The organism is Ottowia sp. SB7-C50 (assembly GCF_033110285.1).
Lineage (GTDB): Bacteria > Pseudomonadota > Gammaproteobacteria > Burkholderiales > Burkholderiaceae_C > Ottowia.
Map to the genome: position 1 here is coordinate 943677 of NZ_CP136995.1, position 20316 is coordinate 963992.

Here is a 20316-nt window from a genome sequence, read left to right on the forward strand (position 1 = left end):
CCCGATGCCGTGCCATGCCCACCCCGAAAGCGTGCAAATTCGCGCCGCAGGCGGCTGGCCGACCTGGCTGCAGGGCATCGCCTGCCTGGTGTGCGTGGCGCTGCTCAGCGCCTGCTCGTCCGTCCGGCCCTGGCTCAACAGCGCCATGCGGGTGGACCAGGCGCACGCCATGCACGTCAACGAGACGCGCGACCCCAGCCTGGTCATGGCCGTCACCATCTCCGGCGGCGGCGCGCGGGCGGCCGCGTTCGGCTACGGCGTGCTGCGCGAGCTGGAAGACCACGAATTCGACTGGCGCGGCAAGCGCCTGACGCTTCTGGAGGCCACCGACCTGATCAGCGCGGTGTCGGGCGGCTCCATCGTCGCCGGCTACTACGCCGCCTTCGGCCGCACGGGCCTGCCGAACTTCGAGCGCGAGTTCCTGCGGCAGGACTTCCAGCAAAGCCTGCTGGGCCAAATGGCCCGGCCCAGCAACCTGCGCGACCTCAGTTCGCCATGGTTCGGCCGCGCGCACCTGCTGGCGCGGCGGCTGGACGCGCTGTACCAGGGCAAGACCTTCGCCGATCTGGAGCGCAATCCGCGCCACCCGCAGCTCATCATCACCGCCACCGACCTGGCGCGCGGCACCGGATTCGAATTCACCTGGGACCAGTTCACGCTGATCTGTTCCGACTTGGGCAACGTGCCGCTGTCGTTTGCCGTGGCGGCGTCGTCGGCGGTGCCGATCCTGCTCAGCCCCGTGACGCTGCGCAACTACGCCGACCGCTGCCCGCCCGAAGTCACCGCCCGCATCCTGGGCGGCAGCGAACCGGGGCGCGCGGGGCCGGCCGACTTTCGGCGGCGGCTGTACCGCGCCCAGGCCGACGCTTACCTGAACGCTATCCAGCGGCCCTATGTGCACCTGGTCGACGGCGGCCTGTCGGACAACCTGGGCGTGCAGCGCCTGCTTGACCGCGCACTGATGGACGACGGCCTGCGCCAGACCTTCCGCGAAGTGGTGATCGCACCCGGCAGCGTGCAGAAGGTGGTGCTGGTGGTGGTCAACGCCGAACGCGAGCCCGAGCGCGACATCGACAGCAGCGACACCGTGCCCGGCATGTTCGACGTGGCCGATGCCTTGCTGTTTGGCGCCGGCGCGCGCTCGACCCGCGAGACGCAGGAATACCTGCAAGACGTGATCCGCGAGTGGCGGCGCGAGCTGGGCGCCGCCGCGGCCAGCGGCAGCAACGTGTTCGCGGCCGACGCCGACATCCATGTGATCATGGTGAATCTGCGCGACGCGCCCGAATCCATGAACCGCCAACAGCTGCTGCGCGTGCCGACCGCCTTCACCGTGTCGGACGCCGAGGTCACCGACCTGATCGCCGCCGGCCGCGGCGTGCTGCGCCAGTCGCCCGAATTTCAGGCGCTGGTGCGCGCCCTGGGCGCGCGCGTGGTGCCGTCCGGCCTGCCCGCCGAGGTCAAGCCTTGAAAGTGCCTGTAGCGCTTTCGTATCAAGCGCCTTTAGCTATTATTTAGATAGCATCCGCATCGCGTCTTCCAGCCCCTTGAGCGTCAGCGGGAACATGCGCTGGCTCATCAACTGCTGGATGATGGCGATGCTCTGACGGTACTGCCACACGCCCTGCGGCTCGGGGTTGATCCAGACGAACTTGGGAAAGGCGTGCGTCAGGCGCTGCAGCCATTCGGCGCCGGCTTCCTCGTTGTTGTATTCGACGCTGCCGCCCGGCTGCAGGATCTCGTAAGGACTCATCGTGGCATCGCCGACGAAGATGAGCTTGTAGTCCTTGTTGTACTTGCGGATGATGTCCCAGGTAGGAAATTTTTCGGCAAAGCGGCGCCGGTTGTTCTTCCACATGAAGTCGTACACGCAGTTGTGGAAGTAATAGAACTCCAGGTGCTTCATTTCGGCCTTGGCGGCTGAAAAGAGTTCTTCCACACGCGCGATGTGCTCGTCCATCGTGCCGCCCACGTCCATCAGCAGCAGCACCTTCACGCTGTTGTGGCGCTCGGGCACCATCTTGATGTCGAGCCAGCCGGCGTTGGCGGCGGTGCTCTTGATGGTGTCGGGCAAATCCAGCTCGAATTCGCTGCCGGTGCGCGCAAAGCGGCGCAGGCGGCGCAGCGCCACCTTGATGTTGCGCGTGCCCAGCTCCTGGCTGTCGTCGTAGTCGCGGTAGGCGCGCTGGTCCCACACCTTGACGGCGCTCTTGTTGCCGCCCTTGCCGCCAATGCGGATGCCCTGCGGGTTGTAACCGCCGTGGCCAAACGGGCTGGTGCCGCCGGTGCCGATCCAGCGGTTGCCGCCTTCGTGGCGCTCTTTCTGTTCTTCGAGGCGCTTTTTCAGCGTCTCCATCAGTTCGTCCCAGCCCATTTTCTCGATGGCGGCCTTCTGCTCGGGCGTCAGTTCTTTTTCAAGAATCTTGCGCAGCCAGTCGGCCGGCACTTCCTTGCGGAAGTCGGCGATCTGCTCGACGCCCTTGAAGTACGCGGCGAACGCGCGGTCGAACTTGTCGAAGTGCTTTTCGTCCTTGACCAGCGCGGTGCGCGACAGGTAGTAGAAGTCGTCGATCGAGCAGGCGTCGGGTTGGCGCGGGCCGACCACGTCGGCCTGCAGCGCTTCGAGCAGGGTCAGGAATTCCTTGACCGACACCGGCAGCTTGGCGGCGCGCAGGGTGTAGAAGAAATCGATCAGCATGAAATTCCGCTCCAGCCCGCATCAGGCGGGTGCATGTCGCTTCAATAAATAGAGCAACTGGGCCTTGGCCTCGGGCCATTCACCGGCCAGCATCGAATACATCACGGTGTCGCGCACCGTGCCGTCGCGGCGCACGGCGTGGTGGCGGATCACGCCGTCCTTGCGCGCGCCCAGGCGTTCGATGGCCTTCTGCGAGGCAAAGTTGAAGTTGTCGGTGCGCCAGCCGACCACCGCGCAGTGCAGCGTGTCGAAGGCGTGGCCCATCATCAGCAGCTTGCAGGTGGTGTTGACGTGCGAGCGCTGCACGCTGCGGCGGTACCAGGTCCAGCCGATCTCCACGCGCCGGATGGCCGGCACGATATCGTGGTAGCTGGTGCTGCCCAGCACGGCATCGGTGGCGTCGTCCACCACGACAAAGGCCAGGCGGTTGCCGTCCGCCCGCATCTGCAGCGCCGCGTCGATGTAGGCGCGTGTCTGCTCGGGTTCGGGCACGCTGGTGATGCGCAGCTTCCATAACTCGCCATCGGCGGCGGCGGCGCGCAGCCCGGCTTCGTGCGACAGCGCCATGGGCTCGATGCGCACGCCACGGTCGCGCATGACCACGGGGCGGATGAAGTCGTCGGCAACCGGCATTTTGCTATCGTTTCACTAGCTACTTGCGCTGAATGGACAAGGGCAAAGGGTCAATTGGACCAAAAACCACCGTCCACCCACGCCAGCGCGGGCGTGGCCCCTGGGGGCCGCCCCACCCGCCCCACAGGGGTCATCGATTCCTTTGGTTCATGAACACCAGCTTTTCGAACAGCGTCACGTCCTGCTCGTTCTTCAGCAGTGCGCCCACCAGCGGCGGCACGCTGACCTTGCTGTCGGCGCTTTGCAGCGCTTCCAGCGGAATGTCCTCGGCCACCAGCAGCTTCAGCCAGTCGAGCAGTTCGCTGGTCGACGGCTTTTTCTTCAGGCCGGGCAGGCCGCGCACGTCGTAGAACACCTTCATCGCGGCGGCCAGCAGTTCCTTCTTCAGATTGGGGAAGTGCACGTCCACGATCTGCCGCATGGTGTCGGGCTCGGGGAACTTGATGTAGTGGAAGAAGCAGCGGCGCAAGAAGGCGTCGGGCAGCTCCTTTTCGTTGTTGGAGGTGATGAACACCACCGGGCGGTGCTTGGCGCGGATGGTTTCGCGCGTCTCGTAGCAGTGGAATTCCATGCGGTCGAGCTCGCGCAGCAGGTCGTTCGGGAACTCGATGTCGGCCTTGTCGATCTCGTCGATCAGCAGTGCCACCGGCTCGTCGGCCGTGAACGCCTGCCACAGCACGCCCTTGACGATGTAGTTGTGGATGTCCTTGACGCGGTCGTCGCCCAGCTGGCTGTCGCGCAGGCGGCTCACGGCGTCGTATTCGTACAGGCCCTGCTGCGCCTTGGTGGTGCTCTTGATGTGCCACTGCAGCAGCGGCAGCTTCAGGGCTTCGGCCACTTCCTCGGCCAGCATGGTCTTGCCGGTGCCGGGCTCGCCCTTGACGAGCAGCGGGCGCTTGAGCGTGATGGAGGCGTTGACGGCCAGCATCAGGTCCTGCGTGGCGACGTAGTTTTCGGAGCCTTGGAATTTCATCTCGGGACGGTGTGGGGTCGGCAGGGAAAGTCAGGGGAAGCGGGCCGCAGCAGCATGGCTACAATCCGCCTCTGACCTGGATCAAACAAACTTGGATTGTGCGCGCAAAATGAAAACGACCCTGTCCCCGATGTTCGCCGCCGCTGCCGCCGTGCTCGCACTGTCCAGCGCGCCCGCACAGGCCCAGGTGACTGGTGACGCCAAGGCCGGCGAGGGCAAGGTGGCCATGTGCATCGGCTGCCACGGCATCGTCGGGTACCAGGCCAGCTTCCCCGAGGTGTACCGCGTGCCCCGGATCGCCGGCCAGAACGCCAAATACATCGCCGCCTCGCTCGAAGCCTACAAGAAGGGCGACCGCAAGCACCCCAGCATGCGCGGCATTGCCACCTCGATGTCCGAGCAGGACATTGCCGACGTGGCTGCGTATTACGAGCAGCAGGGCAAGCAGGCCGGTGCGGCCGAACTGCCCGCCCCGCGTGAGCCCAGCGCCCAGGTGGCCGCGCTGCTGCAAAAGGGCGCCTGCGTGTCGTGCCACGGTGACAACTTCTCCAAGCCCATCGACCAGAGCTATCCCAAGATCGCCGGCCAGCACGCCGACTACCTGTACGTGGCGCTCAAGTCCTACCGCGACAACGCCAACGCCACCTGGGGCCGCGCCAACCCGGTCATGGCCGGCATGGCCAAGCAGTTCTCCAACGCCGAGCTGAAAGCCATGTCCAAGTACATCGCCAGCCTGCCGGGCGAAGTCAAGACGGTGCCGGAATCGCGCTTCCGCTGAACCGCGGCAGCGCTCACCCCAAAAGCCCGCGCGAGCGGGCTTTTTTGTGCCCGCGCCAAGTGGATTGGCATGCCAAAAAGGCTGCCAGCGCTGGCCAGATCAGCGTATGCAGCTATTAAAATCGCAGCAAATCAAACTCCATCGCGCGTTGCGCGGCGCTGCACGCAGGCCACGTAGGCGTCGCCATCGGGCGGCTGCTGGCGGCTTTGCGCGTCGGCCAGCATCTGGCCCAGGCATTCCATGACCTCGTGGTGGGCGGCATGCAGGTCGCCACGCCGGTGCGCCAGCAGCTCCACCGACTGGCGGATGCCGCGCGGCTGGTCGATGCTGCATTGCTCGCTGATCGACAGGTGCATCGACAGGTGCAGAAACGGGTTGCCGCCGACCGCGCCGTCGCCGTAGTCGCGCGCGACGGCGGCGTCGGCGTCTTCAAAATCGCCATGCCACTCAGGGTGCTCGCCGATCCAGCCGGCTGCCAGCTGTTCGATGGCTTCCATCGGCTGGCCCGCGCGCTGCTTGGCCCAGGCGCTACAAAAAAAACGACGAACGTCGGCTTGGCTGGGTGCGAACATGCGCCATTGTCGCCGCGTCGGCGTCGCGGGTCATGCCGCGGGCCATGGCTTTCAGGCCAAGGTGTGCTGCAACGCTGGTAGCACCAGGTCATCGGCGCCGTTCAGCAACTGCCGCGAAAGCGCACGCTCACGCGTGGTGACGGCGTCCAGGAATTCGTCGGCCCGGCGCATGCTGCGAAACGCGGTGAACCCGCGCTCCAGAAACGACTGCAATTCGCCCAGGCCCGCCAGCTGGGCGGGGCGCCGCATCATCTTCAGCAGGGTGGCGAGGCCCGGCTTGCGCGCCAGGCTGTCGAGCGTCTGCCCCACCGCTTCGATCAGGTCGATCTGACGGCTGCGGTCCGCCGCGTCGCCCACCTGGCGGTACGCCGCGGCGTAGTCGGCATCGGCGAGCGCGGCGTCCAGCTTGGCGGACAGCGCGTCCACCATGGCGGCGTCGAGTCGTTCCGACAGCGCATCGAGCTCGGCCGCCGACTGCAGCGCGCGCAGACCCGCCAGCGGCAGCGCGTTGGTCATCCGCGGCAGCACCCGTTCGATTTCGGCGTCGCGCGCACCCAGATCCTTGGGCCCGTACAGGTCGCTCAGGAAGAACTCGGCCGCCGCCTGATAGCGCTCACTGCCCAGCAGGTCGGCGTGCGTGCGTGCCAGGCGATCTGCCTGGAAAGCGCGCAAGGCCTGGCGCCGCGCGGCGCGCTGCGGCTGTGCGCTGGCCTCGATGCGCAAATGGCGTGCCTGCATCAGCCAGTGCGCCAGTTCGTGGGCGCAAGCCTGACGCTCGTCAACGTGGTCCGTCGTGTCCGTGGTATCGACCATGAGGCCATTATCCGAACCGGCCATGGTGCGGATTAGAGCGGCTGGCCTAAACGCTGTGCCGTTGCGTGACTAGACTGACCTGACAAGAAGGCTGTCGGAAGGAAGGCGCTTTTCCATGCTGTCCAGGGTGTTGCTGTGGTGGATGTTGACCGAAGTGGTGCTGTTCGGCGCGCTCGGGCGCTTCGGTCTGGGTTGGTCATGGGGCGCCACGGTGGGCCTGGTGTTGGGTGGGATGCTGGCGGTGCGCGTTCTGATGATGGCCATCACCTGGTTCATGGCCTGGCGCTGGGCGTCGCCCGCGCCCGCATTGCCGGCGGGCCGCAGCGTGGGGATGGTGCTGCGCGAGGTGTGGGTGTTCGTCGTTGCCTATCTCGCCATCCAGCCGCTGCAGCGCTGGTGGATGGGGCCAGACCGGCTGCGTCCCTGCAGCCTGCCGGTGCTGCTGGTGCATGGCTACGCGTGCAACCGCGGCATCTGGTGGTGGATGCGGCGCCAGCTCGAAGCCGACGGGCAGGTGGTGGCCACGCTGTCGCTTGAACCCCCGTGGGGCGACATCGACGACTTCGCGGCGCAGTTGCACGAGCGCATCGACGCGGTATGCGCCGCCACCGGTGCGCCCCGGGTGCTGCTGGTCGCGCACAGCATGGGCGGCCTGGTGTCCCGTGCCTGCATGGCGCGCTACGGCGCCACCCGCGTGGCCGGGCTGATCACCATCGCCACGCCGCATGGCGGTACGGCCATCGCGCCGCTGGGCCTGGGCCGGTGCGCGCGCCAGATGCGGCGCGGCTCACCTTGGCTGCAGGCGCAGGCGCCCCTGGGAGTGACGGTGCCCTTCGTGTCCATACGCACGCCGCAGGACAACTTCGTGATGCCGCAGGACACCCAACGCCACCCCGACGCGCTGGACGAGCCGTTACCCGGCGTCGGCCACATGGCCGCCTTGTTCGACCCGGGTGCGCTGGCGCTGGTGCGGCGGCACCTGGCTCGCTTCGCCGCGTAGGCCCAGTGTCTCGGCTCGACGGGCGAGCGGGGCGCCATGCAGGTCAGAAATAGATGCCGCGCATCCACTGCTGCAGCGTGGCCTGGTCCTTGGTCGGCTCGGCGTGGTCGTCGTGCCGCGCGGCGCCGGATTCGCCGAACATGCGGAACGATGTGTTCATGATGATCTGCGCCACGCGCGGCGCCAGCGCGTACAGCACCTGGCCGGTCACGCCCAGGCGCGTGGTGATGCGCGTGGGGCGATGCACGATGGCTTCGCACACCATGCCCGCGGCATCCTCGGGTGTCAGCGTGGGCACCTGTTCGTACAGCTTGGTGGGGGCGATCATGGGCGTCTTCACCAGCGGCATGTTGATGGTGGTGAAGAACACGCCGCGGTCGGTGAACTCCGAGGCCGCGCAGCGTGTCCACGCGTCCAGCGCCGACTTCGACGCGACATAGGCCGAGAAGCGCGGCGCATTCGTCAGCACGCCGATGGACGAGATGTTGATGATGTGGCCGTCGCGCCGCGCCGACATGTCGGGCAGCAGGTACATGCTCAGGCGCACCGCACCGAAGTAGTTGAGTTGCATGGTGCGCTCGTAGTCGTGAAAGCGGTCGTACGAATTCTCGATCGCGCGCCGGATCGAGCGCCCGGCGTTGTTGACCAGCACCGATACCGGGCCGTGCGCGTCGCGGATGCGCTGGGCAACGGCTTCCACCTGCGCCATGTCGGCCAGGTCGGCCTCGTAGGCATGCAGCTTCAGGCCGCGCGCCTCGAACTCACGCACGGCTTCGTCCAGCGCCTCCTTGCCGCGCGCCACGGTGACCACGATGGCGCCGACCTCGGCCAGGCGCAGCGCCAGCGCCTTGCCGATGCCGGACGACCCGCCCGTCACCACCACCACCTTGCCGTCGACGCGGCCGCGCAGGCTGCGGTCGATGAACAGGTCCGGGTCAAGGTGCCGTTCCCAGTAATCCCACAGCCGCCAGGCGTAGTCTTCCAGCGCCGGCACGGCGATGCCGGTGCCCTTGAGCGCGCGCTGCGTTTCGCGGTTGTCAAAGCGCGTCGGGTAGTTGACAAAGCGCATGATGTCGGGCGGCAGGCCCAGCTCCTTCATCATCGCGTTGCGGATGCGGCGCACCGGCGTCAGCGCCAGCAGCGCCTTGCGCAGGTACGAAGGCACAAAGCCCAGCAGCGCGGCGTTGAAGCGCAACGACATCTGCGGCGCATGGCCGGCGCGCGCGAAGATGTTGAGCACGTCGCCCACGCGGCGCGGCTGCGGATCGACCAGCTGGAAGCACTTGCCATCCTCGCCCTTCAGATGGGCGATGTGGTCCACCGCGTCCACCACGAAGTCCACCGGAACCAGGTTGATGCGCCCGCCTTCGACGCCGATGGTGGGCATCCACGGCGGCAGCAGCGCGCGCAACTTCTGGATCAGCTTGAAGAAGTAGTAGGGGCCGTCAATCTTGTCCATTTCGCCCGTGCGCGAATCGCCCACCACGATGGCGGGGCGGTAGATGCGCCAGGGCACCTGGCACTCGCGCCGCACGATGGCCTCGGAATCGTGCTTGGTCTTGAAATAGGGGTGGTCCAGCCCTTCGGCCTGGTCGAACATGTCTTCGCGGAACACGCCTTCGTACATGCCGGCCGCGGCGATGGAACTGAACAGGTGGAAATGCCGGGCGCCGATGGCCTCGGCAAAGCGCACCGTATGGCGCGTGCCTTGCACGTTGACTTTCAGCTGGCTGGCGGCGTCGGCGTTCAGGTCGTAGATGGCCGCCAGGTGAAAGAAGTGCGTGGTGCGCTTGCCGATCCTGCGGCGGTCGGAGGCCGAGATGCCCAGCATCTCCTGCGTGAGATCGCCCACCACGGGCAAGGCGCGCGTTTCGTCACAGCCCCAGTACTCGTACAGCGCAGGCAGGCGCTCGCGCTCGCTCTCCAGGATGAGGAAGAAGATGCGCGAGCCTTCGCGTTGCAGCAGCTTGGCAACCAGCCGCTTGCCGATGAAACCCGTGGCACCCGTGATGAAGTACTGCATGGTTGGCTCCTGCCTCTACTGACCTGGATGGCAGACATTCTAGGAGCGGCGATGCGTGCAGATCACCATCCGTTCAGCGCCATCGGCACGCGCCAGCGAATAGTGTGAATGCTCTAAAACCCTGACCTACACTGGCTTGGCAGCGGGCCCGATCAACACAGACCCGCCATTCAACCACCATCAAGCAAGGGGATCGACATGGTCAGCAAACTCAAGACGCTCTCTGAAAACAAGCAGCTAGCCAACACCATCAAGGACTCGACGCAGCAGATCTGGCTGGCCGGCCTGGGTGCGTTCTCCAAGGCGCAGGAAGAAGGCGGCAAGGTGTTCGACGCGCTGGTCAAGGAAGGCGAGACGCTGCAGCACAAGACGCGTCAGCTGGCCGACGACCGCATCGCCGCCGTGGCCGGCCGCGCAGCCGACACCTGGGATCGCCTGGAGCAGGTCTTCGAAGACCGCGTGGCGCGTGCGCTGGGCAGCCTGGGCGTGCCCAGCAAGAAGGAAATCGACACGCTGTCCAAGCGCGTCGCCGACCTGACCGCGGCGGTGCAGACCCTGGCCCAGGCGCAAGCGAAGGCACCGGCGCCCAAGCGGGCATCGGCGCCCAAAGCATCGGCCCCTGCCAAGGCCGCCAAGGTCGTCAAGACCGCACCGGCGAAAAAGGCCGCTCGCAAGAGCGCCTGATCACCCTGGGGTGACAGGCGCACCGCTGCGCCGCCGGGGTCTGTCTCCGGGCGCGCGGCCGGTGCCCGACGCGTTGCGACGCGGTCTGAGCGCACGCGGTGACATGACGGGTGACAGGAGGGCATGCTTTGTCCAAGATCGGAATCGCCTTGGCCGGCGGAGGCCCGTTGGGCGGCATCTACGAAGTGGGTGCCTGCGTGGCCCTGGAAGAAGCGGTGGACGGCCTGGATACCACCCAGGCCGACATCTATGTGGGCGTCAGCGCGGGCAGCTTCATTGCCGCGCTGCTGGCCAATGGCTTCGGACCCCGGCGGCTTGCCCGCATCCTGCTGGGCAATGAGCGCCATCTCGGGTTTGATCCGAGCCGCCTGTTGCGGCCTGCGCTGGGTGAATACGGACGGCGACTTCTCTCCGTCCCACGGCTCGCTGCCGAAGGACTGCTCGACTACCTGAGTCGACCCTCCAAGGGCTTTTTCGAATCGCTGCAGCGCCTGTCGCGCGCCATTCCAGCCGGCGTGCTCGACGGCGCGGGCATTGACGGCGTGCTGCGTCAGCTGTTTTCGGCGAACGGTCACACCAACGATTTCCGGCAGCTGCGAAGTCGCCTGTTCGTGATCGCGACCGATCTGGATTCGAGCCAGGCCGTTGTGTTCGGCGCGCCCGGCCGCGACGACGTGCCCATTTCGACGGCGGTGCAGGCCAGCTCTGCATTGCCGGGCCTGTTTCCGCCCGTCGAAATCGGTGGACGCCACTATGTGGACGGTGCGCTGATCAAGACCCTGCACGCGTCAGTGGCCTTGCGCGAAGGGGTCGACCTGCTGTTGTGCATCAACCCGCTGGTGCCCTTTGACGCCACGCTGGCCGAGCAGCGCGACGGCGTACGCCACCGCCTCAACGACGGCGGGCTGCCAGCCGTGCTGGGGCAGACTTTCCGCGCCATCATCCGCTCGCGCATGCGGGTCGGCATGGAGCGCTATCGGCACGAATTCAAGAACGCCGACGTGGTGGTGTTCGAACCGGCGCAGGATGACGAGGTGATCTTCCTGGCTAACCTGTTCAGCTACAGCGACCGCGCACGGCTGTGCGAGCACGCCTACCAGCGCACGCGCGCCGACCTGTACCGCCGCCGTGACGAACTGGCGCCGCTGCTGCAGCGCCATGGGCTGAAGCTGAATCTGGACGTGTTGCTTGACCCGAGCCGCACCTTGCTGGAGCCGGGCCAGGCGCAAGGGCCGGCGACCATCGCGGCCAGCATGGTGGCGCTGGAACACGCACTGGACGATTTGCAGGGCCGCATGCGCACGGGGCACGCTGGCTGAAGGGCGGCTGGGATCGCAACGGCACATGGTGAAATCCGGCATGGCCAAACCCAAGCGTCGCACCCCCGAGCGCATTCTGGAAACCGCGCTGCGTCTGTTCAATGACTTCGGCGAGCCGAACGTGACGACGGCCGCGATTGCCGACGAGATGAACATCAGTCCCGGCAATCTGTACTACCACTACCGCAACAAGGACGAGATCGTCGAAGCCCTGTTCGTGCGTTACGAACGCGAGATCGACGGCTTGCTGACCTTGCGCGACACGGCGCCGCGCGAGGTCGAGGACGTGTGGTTTTTCATGCACCTGTTGTTCGAGACGATCTGGAAATACCGCTTTGTCTACCGCGACATCAACGACCTGCTGATGCGCAACCGCCTGGTCGAAACGCATTTCCAGCGCATCCTGGCGCACAAGCAACAAACGGCAGTATCGCTGTGCAACGGCCTGGCCGCGGCTGGGGCGCTGGATGCCACGCCGGACGAGATCGCCGCGCTGGCGGTCAACATCACGCTGGTCACCACGTTCTGGCTGTCGTTCGAGCAAGCGCGGCACCCGCGCAGGCCACCCGACATGGGGCTCGGCGTGCACCAGGCGCTGTCACTGGCCGCGCCGTGGATGCGCGAGCCTGCGCGGCGCCTGCTGGAAAGGTTGTCGCACGCCTACATTCATCCACCGTCGCGAGGAGACACAACATGAGCAAAAGCGCCTGGAAGGCCTTTCCCTACCCCGATCCCGCCTATGTCTACGCCGGTGCGGCGCTGAAGAAGGCCTGGGCCCGCCTGCACCAGGGCGACCAGGAGCCCTGGCCGCAGAAGACGGCCGCGCAGAATGCCTGGCGCGCCTACCATGCCGGCGAATTCGCCAAGGCGGTGGAGCTGGGTCTCGCGGCCGGCGACGCCAGCGGCACCAACGCGGCCAGCAAGGCGGCCATGATCTACGCCAACGCCATCGAAGGCAGCGAATCGCGCAGGCTGGCGATCTTCCAGGAAGTGGTGCACCGCTGCGAGGCCCTGCAGGCCAGTGACCCCGGCAACGCCAACGCCTGGTACTACCAAGCCTACGCCCTGGGCCGCTATAGCCAGGGCATCTCGGTGGTCAAGGCGCTGGCCGAAGGCCTGGGCGGCAAGGTGCGCGACAGCCTGCTCAAGGCCATCGAACTGGAGCCGCGCCACGCCGACGCGCACATCGCGCTCGGCACCCTGCACGCCGAGATCATCGACAAGGTCGGCGCGGTCGTGGGCGGTCTGACCTACGGCGCCAAGAAGGACCTGGCAGAGAAGCGCTTCAAGACCGCGCTCGAACTCAACCCGCATTCCGCCATTGCCATGACGGAATACGCCAACGGCCTGGCCATGATGTTCGGCAAGTCGCGGCTGAAGGAAGCCGAGCGCCTGTACGCCGAAGCCGCACAGTGCACGCCGGCGGACGCCATGGAGCGGCTGGACGTCGAAGCGGCCAAGGCCGAGCTGGCGGCCTAGGAGTCTGCGCTGCAGAAGGAGCGTCGGCTGCAACGCGCGAGAAAACGGTCCATCGCGGCGCTACCTCCGGCGCCCATAGCCCGGCAATGGGCTTGTCGGTACACCGAAGCTGTCCTCGTTTTTCGCGCGTTTCGCTTCGACGCCTTCTACCGCGCAGACTCCTGGCCTTTGGCCGGGCTTTTCGCCCGCGCCCGCGCCGGGCTGCGCCGTGCCAAGCGTTGGCGCTCGGGCACGGCTGGCGGCTTGCCGTCCCAGTAGAGTGCGGTGTGGGCGTGCACCACGTCCGGGTCGTCCAGGCATTCCCACGGCTCCATCAGCACCAGCATCAGCAGCTTGTCGAATTCCTCGGCGAAGCGGTGCACGATGCGCTCGGGATCGGGCACCAGCTTGCGGTCGGTGATCAGGCCGAACTGCACCTGGTTGTTGTACGACAGGATCGACACGCCCATGCCCACGCTGCCCGATTGCGGCACCCAGAAGAACGGCTGGCGCAGCCGCGCGCCGGCGATGCGCAGCGCCTGCTGTGGGCCGGGCACGTTGGTCATGACGGCGGTGGCCTTGTTCGCCAGGAAGTCCAGCAACTGCTCCTGCACCAGTTGCGGCCCCATGCCGGCCAGGCCGAGGATGGACAGCGTGAGCGCTGGCTGGTACGAGTGCTTCATCGCCCGCATGCGCCGCCGCGTCTCGTACAGGCGCGCCAGCGGGTTGGCCACGCCGGCCGGCAGTTCCAGCGTCACCATGCCGAAGCGGTTGCCCAGCTTCCCGGCGTCGGCGGCCTTTCGCAGGTTGACCGGTACCAGCGCGCGAATTTCCACGTTGTCGGTCGGGTCGCCGCGCTCGACGAGATAGGCGCGCAGCGCACCCGCCACCGACGACAGCAGCAGGTCGTTGACCGAACTGTCAAGCACGCGGCCGACGGCCTTGACGTCGGGCAGGCTGATCGGATCGGACCACGCCACGCGCTTGTCCAGGCCGGTGTGGCCCTTGAACCGCGTGTCCGAGTCCTTGGGCATCAGCAGCAGCTTGGCGGCCTCGGCCGTCAACCCGGTGCCGGTGCGCGCGTAGTCAAGCGCCTGCAGCGGGTTGGATACCCAGCTCCAGTAACGGCTCCACAAAGCGCTGGTGGCGCGCAGCGACAGCTCCGCAGCGCGCGAGACCGGGTGCCACACCAGGCCCCACAGCATGTCGTCGTGGCTGTGGTGAGCGGGCTCTGCCACGGTCGCAACTTCCTTCGGCGCCCCATCGTCGGCCAGCGACATGATCACGTTGACCAGCGCGATGCCGTCGGCGATGCAGTGATGAAAGCGCATCACCAGCGCGTGGCCGCCCATGCGCGTGTCGACGATGTGAATTTCCCACAAGGGCCGCTCCCGGTTCAGCGGCTGGCTGGCCAGTTCGGCGACGAAGCGCTCCATCTCCGCCTTGTCGGCCTTGCCCGGCAACGCTGCACGGCGCACGTGGTTGTCGAGGTCGAAGTCGGGGTCGTCCACCCACCAGTAGCCGGTGGCCTCGTGACGCACGCGCTGACGAAAACGCGCGTGCGTCAGCATGCGTTCCTGCACCACCCGGCGCAACCGGGCCAGGTCCAGCTCGCCGTCGAACAGCATGACCCCGAGGATCTGCATCAGGTTGGTGGGCCGGTCCATACGCAGCCAGGCGGTATCGACAGGCGACATCTTTCGTGCGAGGGTCATGGCGGGTGGACCTCAGGAGGTGCGAGGGGCGAAACGCTGGTCGAAGTAGTCGTGAATTTGCCGTTCGAGTATGGACTTGAGCGGCGAGAAAACCAAGCCCAGGCGAATCTGCACGGTGACCTGCCGGCGCCCCAGCGTCAACCGGCCGGACAGCCCGGGCCGGTGGAAAGCCAGCGTGCCGTCGTCGTCCCACGCGTGCTGCAGGCCAAACCGCGACTGCAGGTCGTCGGCCACCGATTGGGCGGCGACCTTGGCCTTGCGAGGGGGCAGGGTGTGCATGCGCGTGATCGTGATCTCGCTCATCACCAAAGTGTAAAACGCGCCGCTGACCCGGCCATCCACCGCGGCCCGCTCAGCCTGTGGCCGGCATGAAGGCGGCGGTGGGCAAGCGGGCGCGAGGCGTGGAAGAATCCACGGTTGGAATGATCCGACGGGGGGGCATGGCGAACCCGGCGGCGCGGCTGACGTAAGCAGGAGACTTTTCCATGATCGACAAGATCGCCGCCTCCGTGGCCGAGGCGCTGGCCGATGTGCAGGACGGCGCCACGGTGCTGATCGGCGGCTTTGGCACGGCCGGCACGCCGGGCGAGCTGATCGAGGGGCTGATCGCGCAGGGCGCGCGCGACCTGACCCTGGTGTGCAACAACGCCGGCAATGGCGAACACGGCATCGCCGCACTGATCAAGGCCGGGCGCGTGCGCAAGATCATCTGCAGCTTTCCGCGCCAGGCCGACAGCCACGTGTTCGACGCCGCCTACCGCAGCGGCAAGATCGAACTGGAACTGGTGCCGCAAGGCAACCTGGCCGAACGCATGCGCGCGGCGGGTGCGGGCATCGGCGCCTTCTTCACGCCCACCGGCTTCGGCACCGAACTGGCGCTGAACCCCGACGGCAGCGCCAAGGAAACGCGCCGCATCGATGGCCGCGACTACGTGCTCGAACACCCCATCCACGGCGACGTGGCGCTGGTGAAGGCCGAGCGCGGCGACCGCTGGGGCAACCTGACCTACCGCATGGCGGCACGCAACTTCGGGCCCGTGGTGGCCATGGCGGCGCGCTTCACGGTGGCCAGCGTGCATGAGGTGGTCGAACTCGGGCAGCTGGACCCCGAGGCCGTCGTCACGCCTGGCATCTTTGTCAGCCGCGTGGTGCGGGTGCCGCGCACCGCCACCGCCGCGGGCGGCTTCAAGAACCCGGCCTGACCGGCCGCCAGCGCAAGGAGCAGCAGCGTGAGCAGCTATCAAAGACGAAGCAAGGACGACCTCGCCCGGCGCGTGGCGCAGGACATTCCCGATGGCTCGTACGTCAACCTCGGCATCGGGCAACCCACACTGGTCGCCAACCACATTCCCGCCGGGCGCGAGGTCATCCTGCACAGCGAGAACGGCATCCTGGGCATGGGCCCGGCGCCGGCGCCGGGGCTTGAGGACTACGACCTCATCAACGCCGGCAAGCAGCCCGTCACGCTGCTGCCGGGCGGCGCGTTCTTTCACCACGCCGACAGCTTCGGCATGATGCGCGGCGGGCATCTGGACGTGTGCGTGCTGGGGGCCTTCCAGGTCTCGGCCCAGGGCGACCTGGCCAACTGGAGCACCGGCGAGCCCGGCGCCATTCCCGCCGTGGGCGGCGCCATGGACCTGGCCGTGGGTGCGCGGCAAACCTGGGTGATGATGGATCTGCTGACCCGCGACGGCCAGTCGAAGCTGGTGGCGCGCTGCAGCTACCCGCTCACCGGGCTGGCGTGCGTCAAGCGCGTGTACACCGACCTGGCCACCTTCGAATGCACGGCCGACGGGCTGGTGCTGGTGGATGCGGTCGATGGGCTGTCGCACGCCGAACTGGAGCGTCTGACTGGCCTCCCGATCGCGCAGAAGCCATAGCGCGGGCTCGGCTACGATGCCGGGCAGAACACCCATTTAAACGATTCATCTTTCGAGGAGACCCCATGAGACAAGCCTTCATCGTCGACGCCATCCGCACGCCCATCGGCCGCTACGGCGGCGCCTTGAGCAGCGTGCGCACCGATGACCTGGGCGCCATTCCGCTGAAGGCGCTGATGGCGCGCAACCCGAATGTCGACTGGGCGGCCGTCACCGACGTCATCTACGGCTGCGCCAACCAGGCGGGCGAAGACAACCGCAACGTCGCCCACATGGCCAGCCTGCTGGCGGGCCTGCCGGTGGACGTACCGGGCGCCACCATCAACCGCCTGTGCGGCTCGGGCCTGGATGCGCTTGGCACGGCAGCCCGCGCCATCAAAGCCGAGGAAGCTACATTGATGATAGCGGGTGGGGTCGAGAGCATGAGCCGCGCGCCCTTCGTCATGCCCAAGGCCGAAAGCGCCTTCAGCCGCGCCAACGCGGTGTACGACACCACCATCGGCTGGCGCTTCGTCAACAAGCTGATGAAGGCGCAGTACGGCGTCGATTCGATGCCCGAGACGGCCGAGAACGTGGCCACCGACTACAGGATCGAGCGCGAGGCGCAGGACAAGATGGCCCTGGCCAGCCAGATGAAGGCTGTCGCCGCGCAGAAAGCCGGCCACCTGGCGCGCGAGATCACGCCCGTCACCATCCCGCAGAAAAAGGGCGACGCCGTGGTGGTCGACACCGACGAGCACCCGCGCGAGACCAGCCTGGAAAAGCTGGCCTCGCTGAAAGGCGTGGTGCGCCCCGACGGCACCGTGACGGCTGGCAACGCCAGCGGCGTCAACGATGGCGCGTGCGCGCTGCTGCTGGCCGACGAAGCCACCGCTGGCAAATACGGCCTGACGCCGAAAGCGCGCGTGGTCGGCATGGCCACCGCCGGCGTGCCCCCGCGCGTCATGGGCATCGGCCCCGCGCCGGCCACCGAGAAGGTGCTGGCGCTCACGGGCCTCAAGCTCGACCAGATCGACGTTATCGAACTCAACGAAGCCTTTGCCGCCCAAGGCCTGGCCGTGCTGCGCATGCTGGGCCTGAAGGACGACGACGCCCGCGTCAACGCCTGGGGCGGCGCGATTGCGCTGGGCCACCCGCTGGGCGCCTCGGGTGCGCGGTTGGCGACCACGGCGGTCAATCGACTGCACGCCACGGGTGGCAAGTACGCGCTGTGCACCATGTGCATCGGGGTGGGGCAGGGGATTGCGCTGGTATTGGAGCGGGTGTAGCGCCTGAGACAGCCATACAAAAATTTGTATAATCGGTCTGTCATCCGGCTTGAAACCGGTTGAGTTCGTCGGCAGTTCGTTGGACGATCTCCGCGCCTTTCCGCTGTCGGCGAGGCGCGAGGCGGGCCATCAGATCGATCAGGTTCAGAACGGCGGCGAGCCGGATGACTGGAAGCCCATGAAGACCGTGGGTCCGGGCGTGCGGGAAATCCGGATTCGGCATGAGGCAGGCGCTTGTCGTGTCATCTATGTGGCCAAGTTCGCCGATACCGTTTACGTGCTGCATTGTTTCCAGAAGAAAACCGAGAAGACGAGCAAAGCCGACCTGGATTTGGCTGCCAAGCGTTATCGTGATTTGCTGCAGGAGCTGAGCCCATGAACCGTCAACGATTCACCAGCGTCTGGGACGCCATCGAGGACACACCAGAGGCGGCAGAAAACATGAGGCTGCGCTCGGTCTTGATGACGGCCTTGAAGAGTCATCTGGCACGCACCGAAATGAGTCAGGCGCAAGCCGCCAGGCTGCTCGGCGTGACGCAGCCGCGCGTGTCCGATCTCATGCGCGGCAAGATCAACCTGTTCGCCCTCGACGCCCTGGTGAACATGGCCGCGGCGGCTGGCCTGCATATCGAAATGCGGGTGACCGAAGCCACCTGACGTTCTGGCGTCTGGCTTGGCGCCTGAACCTCCATGATCATCCGCCCCCGCCCCAACTGGCTGCGCATGCTGTTCGTGCTGCGCGGCTCGGTGCTGCCGCGCATCGTGCCGCAGATTGCGCTGGCCACGGGCTTTGCGATTCTGGTGACGGTGCTGCACGGGCGGGTGTTCGAATGGAAGGTGCCGCTCAACTTTGTGCCGTTCTCGCTGATCGGCCTGACGCTGGCGATCTTTCTGGGCTTTCGCAACAGCACCAGCTATGCGCGCTACTGGGAAGGGCGCACGCTGTGGGGTCAGTTGCTGAACGAGAGTCGCTCGCTCACGCGCCAGGCGCTGACGCTGGTGGCCGCGCCGCCTGCAACGCGGCGCGAACTCGCCACGCTGCTGATGGCCTTTGTGCACGCGCTGCGCCACCAGCTTCGCGGCACCGACGCGGCGGCCGATCTGGCGCGGCTGCTGCCGGCCGAGGCGTGCGCGCGGCTGGCGCCGGCGCGCTACAAGCCGGCGATGCTGCTGTTGATGGCCGGCGAATGGATCGGCGCGCGCTGCCGCGACGGCAGCCTGCAGCCGGTGCTGGTGCCGGCGCTGGAAGCGCCGCTGAACCGCTTGACCGAAGCGCTGGGCGGCTGCGAACGCATCCACAGCACACCAATTCCGTTCACCTACGCGGTCATCATCCACCGCACCATCTACGCCTATTGCGTGCTGCTGCCGTTCGGCCTGGTGGACGCCATCGGCCCGATGACGCCGGTGATCGTGGCCTTCATCGCCTATACCTTCTTCGCGCTGGACGAACTGGGCGCCGAGATCGAGGAGCCGTTTGGCGACTCGGCCAACGACCTGGCGCTGAACGCGCTGTCGAACGGCATCGAGGCCACGCTGCGCGAGATGCTGGGCGAAACGCTGCCGCCAGCGCAGCCGACGGCGGTGGATTACATCGAGACGTGAATCACGACACCCCTTGAGTCGCCTGCGGCGCCTTCCCCCTGGAAAGGGAACGCACGCGATGGCCAGGGGAACCCCGTCCATGCGTGCCCTCGAACGGCCTGCTCTGCGGCCTTCGGGGCGTGGCGGCAGGGCCTCACCGCCCCCAGCCGGGCACCTGCCAGTTGCGCCATACCGACACCAGCCGCAGGCCCGCCGTGAAGACCACCGTCGCGGTCAGCGGCAGCCAGGGCGGCAGGCCGGCGCGCAGCAGCACGATGTAGACCCAGCCGCCGACAAAGGCCCACAGCGCGTAGGGCCGGTGGTCGTTCAAGGCGCGCGGCACCTCGTTAACCAGAATATCGCGCAGCACGCCGCCAAACACGCTGGTGATGACGCCCATCAGCACCGCCACCAGCGCCGGCTGGCCCAGCGCCAGCGCCAGGTCCACCCCCACGGCAGTGAACAAGCCCAGGCCCAGCGCGTCGGGCCACAGGATGGCGCGCTCGGTCGGCTCCACGTGCTGCTGGCGCATGAACAGCATGGCCAGCAGGCACAGCGCCAGCAGCGCCCACAAGAATTCAATGTGCCGCACCCAGAAGAACGGCCGCTGGTCCAGCAGCAGGTCGCGCAGCGTGCCGCCGCCAAACGCCGCCGCAAACGCCACCACGCACACGCCCACGGCATCCAGCCGCTTGCGCTTGGCCTCGACCACGCCCGACAGGGCGAACGCCAGCGTCGCCGCCGATTCGAGCACGGTGCGCAGCCAATCGCCCCAGGCGGGCGGCAGGGAAGGGAGCCAGTCCATGGGCGTCGATTGTGCCGCTACAGTGGGCCTGTTCGGCGATGGCGAAGTGGCGCGGCGGTGAAGGTGGACTCTGCGCCATCTGTCACCCACGTCGCGCGCGGACGGTCAGCCCG

22 protein-coding genes are annotated in these 20316 nt (G+C 67.1%); 13 read left to right on the forward strand and 9 right to left on the reverse strand.

Translation table 11 applies throughout. The features are described 5' to 3' along the window. Positions 1-4: 4 nt before the first annotated feature. Positions 5-1471 (forward strand): patatin-like phospholipase family protein, encoded by a 1467-nt coding sequence (locus tag R0D99_RS04520; RefSeq protein WP_317750189.1) that lies wholly within the window; start codon positions 5-7, stop codon positions 1469-1471. Between the two features lie 39 nt (positions 1472-1510). Here the strand turns inward: R0D99_RS04520 and R0D99_RS04525 are convergent, their stop codons facing one another. The 3 genes from R0D99_RS04525 to R0D99_RS04535 form a co-directional block, all read right to left on the reverse strand. Continuing rightward, entirely contained in the window at positions 1511-2698 is a 1188-nt protein-coding gene (locus R0D99_RS04525) for a hypothetical protein (RefSeq protein ID WP_317750190.1), read from the reverse strand. Positions 2699-2719: 21 nt separating this feature from the next. Next, a complete protein-coding gene (locus R0D99_RS04530) occupies positions 2720-3331 on the reverse strand; it encodes a GNAT family protein (RefSeq protein WP_317750191.1) in 612 nt (203 codons plus the stop codon). Positions 3332-3461: 130 nt separating this feature from the next. Continuing rightward, complete coding sequence (locus R0D99_RS04535; protein WP_317750192.1) at positions 3462-4304, reverse strand: MoxR family ATPase; 843 nt, start codon at positions 4302-4304, stop codon at positions 3462-3464. A gap of 109 nt (positions 4305-4413) precedes the next feature. Between R0D99_RS04535 and R0D99_RS04540 the strand changes: the two genes are divergently transcribed. Beyond that, positions 4414-5082, forward strand: coding sequence for a c-type cytochrome (locus R0D99_RS04540; protein ID WP_317750193.1), 669 nt, complete (start codon positions 4414-4416; stop codon positions 5080-5082). Positions 5083-5213: 131 nt separating this feature from the next. Here R0D99_RS04540 and R0D99_RS04545 read toward each other — a convergent pair whose 3' ends face one another. Then, the gene (locus tag R0D99_RS04545) at positions 5214-5654 is read right to left on the reverse strand and encodes a DUF1841 family protein (RefSeq protein WP_317750194.1); all 441 of its coding nucleotides are present in this window, start codon (positions 5652-5654) and stop codon (positions 5214-5216) included. A gap of 51 nt (positions 5655-5705) precedes the next feature. Continuing rightward, complete coding sequence (locus R0D99_RS04550) at positions 5706-6467, reverse strand: FFLEELY motif protein (protein WP_317750195.1); 762 nt, start codon at positions 6465-6467, stop codon at positions 5706-5708. Between the two features lie 115 nt (positions 6468-6582). Between R0D99_RS04550 and R0D99_RS04555 the strand changes: the two genes are divergently transcribed. Beyond that, positions 6583-7467, forward strand: coding sequence for an esterase/lipase family protein (locus R0D99_RS04555; RefSeq protein ID WP_317750196.1), 885 nt, complete (start codon positions 6583-6585; stop codon positions 7465-7467). Between the two features lie 43 nt (positions 7468-7510). On the opposite strand, the gene R0D99_RS04560 is transcribed toward R0D99_RS04555, so the two are convergent. Then, positions 7511-9490 carry an SDR family oxidoreductase gene (locus tag R0D99_RS04560; RefSeq protein WP_317750197.1) on the reverse strand — a complete coding sequence of 660 codons (1980 nt, stop codon included), beginning with the start codon at positions 9488-9490 and terminating at the stop codon, positions 7511-7513. A 198-nt stretch (positions 9491-9688) separates the two neighbouring features. Here R0D99_RS04560 and R0D99_RS04565 point away from each other — a divergent pair, with 198 nt between their 5' ends. The 4 genes from R0D99_RS04565 (at position 9689) to R0D99_RS04580 (ending at position 12972) form a co-directional block, all read left to right on the forward strand. Next, positions 9689-10174, forward strand: coding sequence for a phasin family protein (locus R0D99_RS04565; RefSeq protein WP_317750198.1), 486 nt, complete (start codon positions 9689-9691; stop codon positions 10172-10174). A 128-nt stretch (positions 10175-10302) separates the two neighbouring features. Continuing rightward, on the forward strand, positions 10303-11493 hold the full coding sequence (locus R0D99_RS04570) for a patatin-like phospholipase family protein (protein WP_317750199.1): 1191 nt from the start codon (positions 10303-10305) through the stop codon (positions 11491-11493). A gap of 40 nt (positions 11494-11533) precedes the next feature. Next, entirely contained in the window at positions 11534-12190 is a 657-nt protein-coding gene (locus R0D99_RS04575) for a TetR/AcrR family transcriptional regulator (protein WP_317750200.1), read from the forward strand. Next, positions 12187-12972 (forward strand): hypothetical protein, encoded by a 786-nt coding sequence (locus R0D99_RS04580; RefSeq protein WP_317750201.1) that lies wholly within the window; start codon positions 12187-12189, stop codon positions 12970-12972. The genes R0D99_RS04575 and R0D99_RS04580 overlap by 4 nt, the downstream gene beginning before the upstream one ends. Before the next feature lie 146 nt (positions 12973-13118). Here R0D99_RS04580 and R0D99_RS04585 read toward each other — a convergent pair whose 3' ends face one another. Continuing rightward, on the reverse strand, positions 13119-14666 hold the full coding sequence (locus R0D99_RS04585; RefSeq protein WP_317750202.1) for a wax ester/triacylglycerol synthase family O-acyltransferase: 1548 nt from the start codon (positions 14664-14666) through the stop codon (positions 13119-13121). A 12-nt stretch (positions 14667-14678) separates the two neighbouring features. Continuing rightward, the gene (locus R0D99_RS04590) at positions 14679-14969 is read right to left on the reverse strand and encodes a polyhydroxyalkanoic acid system family protein (protein ID WP_317750203.1); all 291 of its coding nucleotides are present in this window, start codon (positions 14967-14969) and stop codon (positions 14679-14681) included. 182 nt (positions 14970-15151) lie between these two features. On the opposite strand from R0D99_RS04590, the gene R0D99_RS04595 reads away from it, so the two are divergent. From R0D99_RS04595 to R0D99_RS04620, 6 genes are all read left to right on the forward strand, one after another. Beyond that, the gene (locus R0D99_RS04595; RefSeq protein ID WP_317750204.1) at positions 15152-15868 is read left to right on the forward strand and encodes a 3-oxoacid CoA-transferase subunit A; all 717 of its coding nucleotides are present in this window, start codon (positions 15152-15154) and stop codon (positions 15866-15868) included. Positions 15869-15895: 27 nt separating this feature from the next. Next, a complete protein-coding gene (locus tag R0D99_RS04600; RefSeq protein ID WP_317750205.1) occupies positions 15896-16546 on the forward strand; it encodes a 3-oxoacid CoA-transferase subunit B in 651 nt (216 codons plus the stop codon). A 65-nt stretch (positions 16547-16611) separates the two neighbouring features. After that, positions 16612-17814 (forward strand): 3-oxoadipyl-CoA thiolase, encoded by a 1203-nt coding sequence (gene pcaF / locus R0D99_RS04605; protein ID WP_317750206.1) that lies wholly within the window; start codon positions 16612-16614, stop codon positions 17812-17814. Positions 17815-17893: 79 nt separating this feature from the next. Continuing rightward, entirely contained in the window at positions 17894-18193 is a 300-nt protein-coding gene (locus R0D99_RS04610) for a type II toxin-antitoxin system RelE/ParE family toxin (protein ID WP_317750208.1), read from the forward strand. Then, positions 18190-18471 carry a helix-turn-helix domain-containing protein gene (locus R0D99_RS04615; RefSeq protein WP_317750209.1) on the forward strand — a complete coding sequence of 94 codons (282 nt, stop codon included), beginning with the start codon at positions 18190-18192 and terminating at the stop codon, positions 18469-18471. The genes R0D99_RS04610 and R0D99_RS04615 overlap by 4 nt, the downstream gene beginning before the upstream one ends. Before the next feature lie 33 nt (positions 18472-18504). Next, complete coding sequence (locus R0D99_RS04620; protein ID WP_317750210.1) at positions 18505-19419, forward strand: bestrophin family protein; 915 nt, start codon at positions 18505-18507, stop codon at positions 19417-19419. A gap of 133 nt (positions 19420-19552) precedes the next feature. On the opposite strand, the gene R0D99_RS04625 is transcribed toward R0D99_RS04620, so the two are convergent. Next, the gene (locus R0D99_RS04625; RefSeq protein ID WP_317750211.1) at positions 19553-20203 is read right to left on the reverse strand and encodes a trimeric intracellular cation channel family protein; all 651 of its coding nucleotides are present in this window, start codon (positions 20201-20203) and stop codon (positions 19553-19555) included. Positions 20204-20316: the final 113 nt, after the last annotated feature.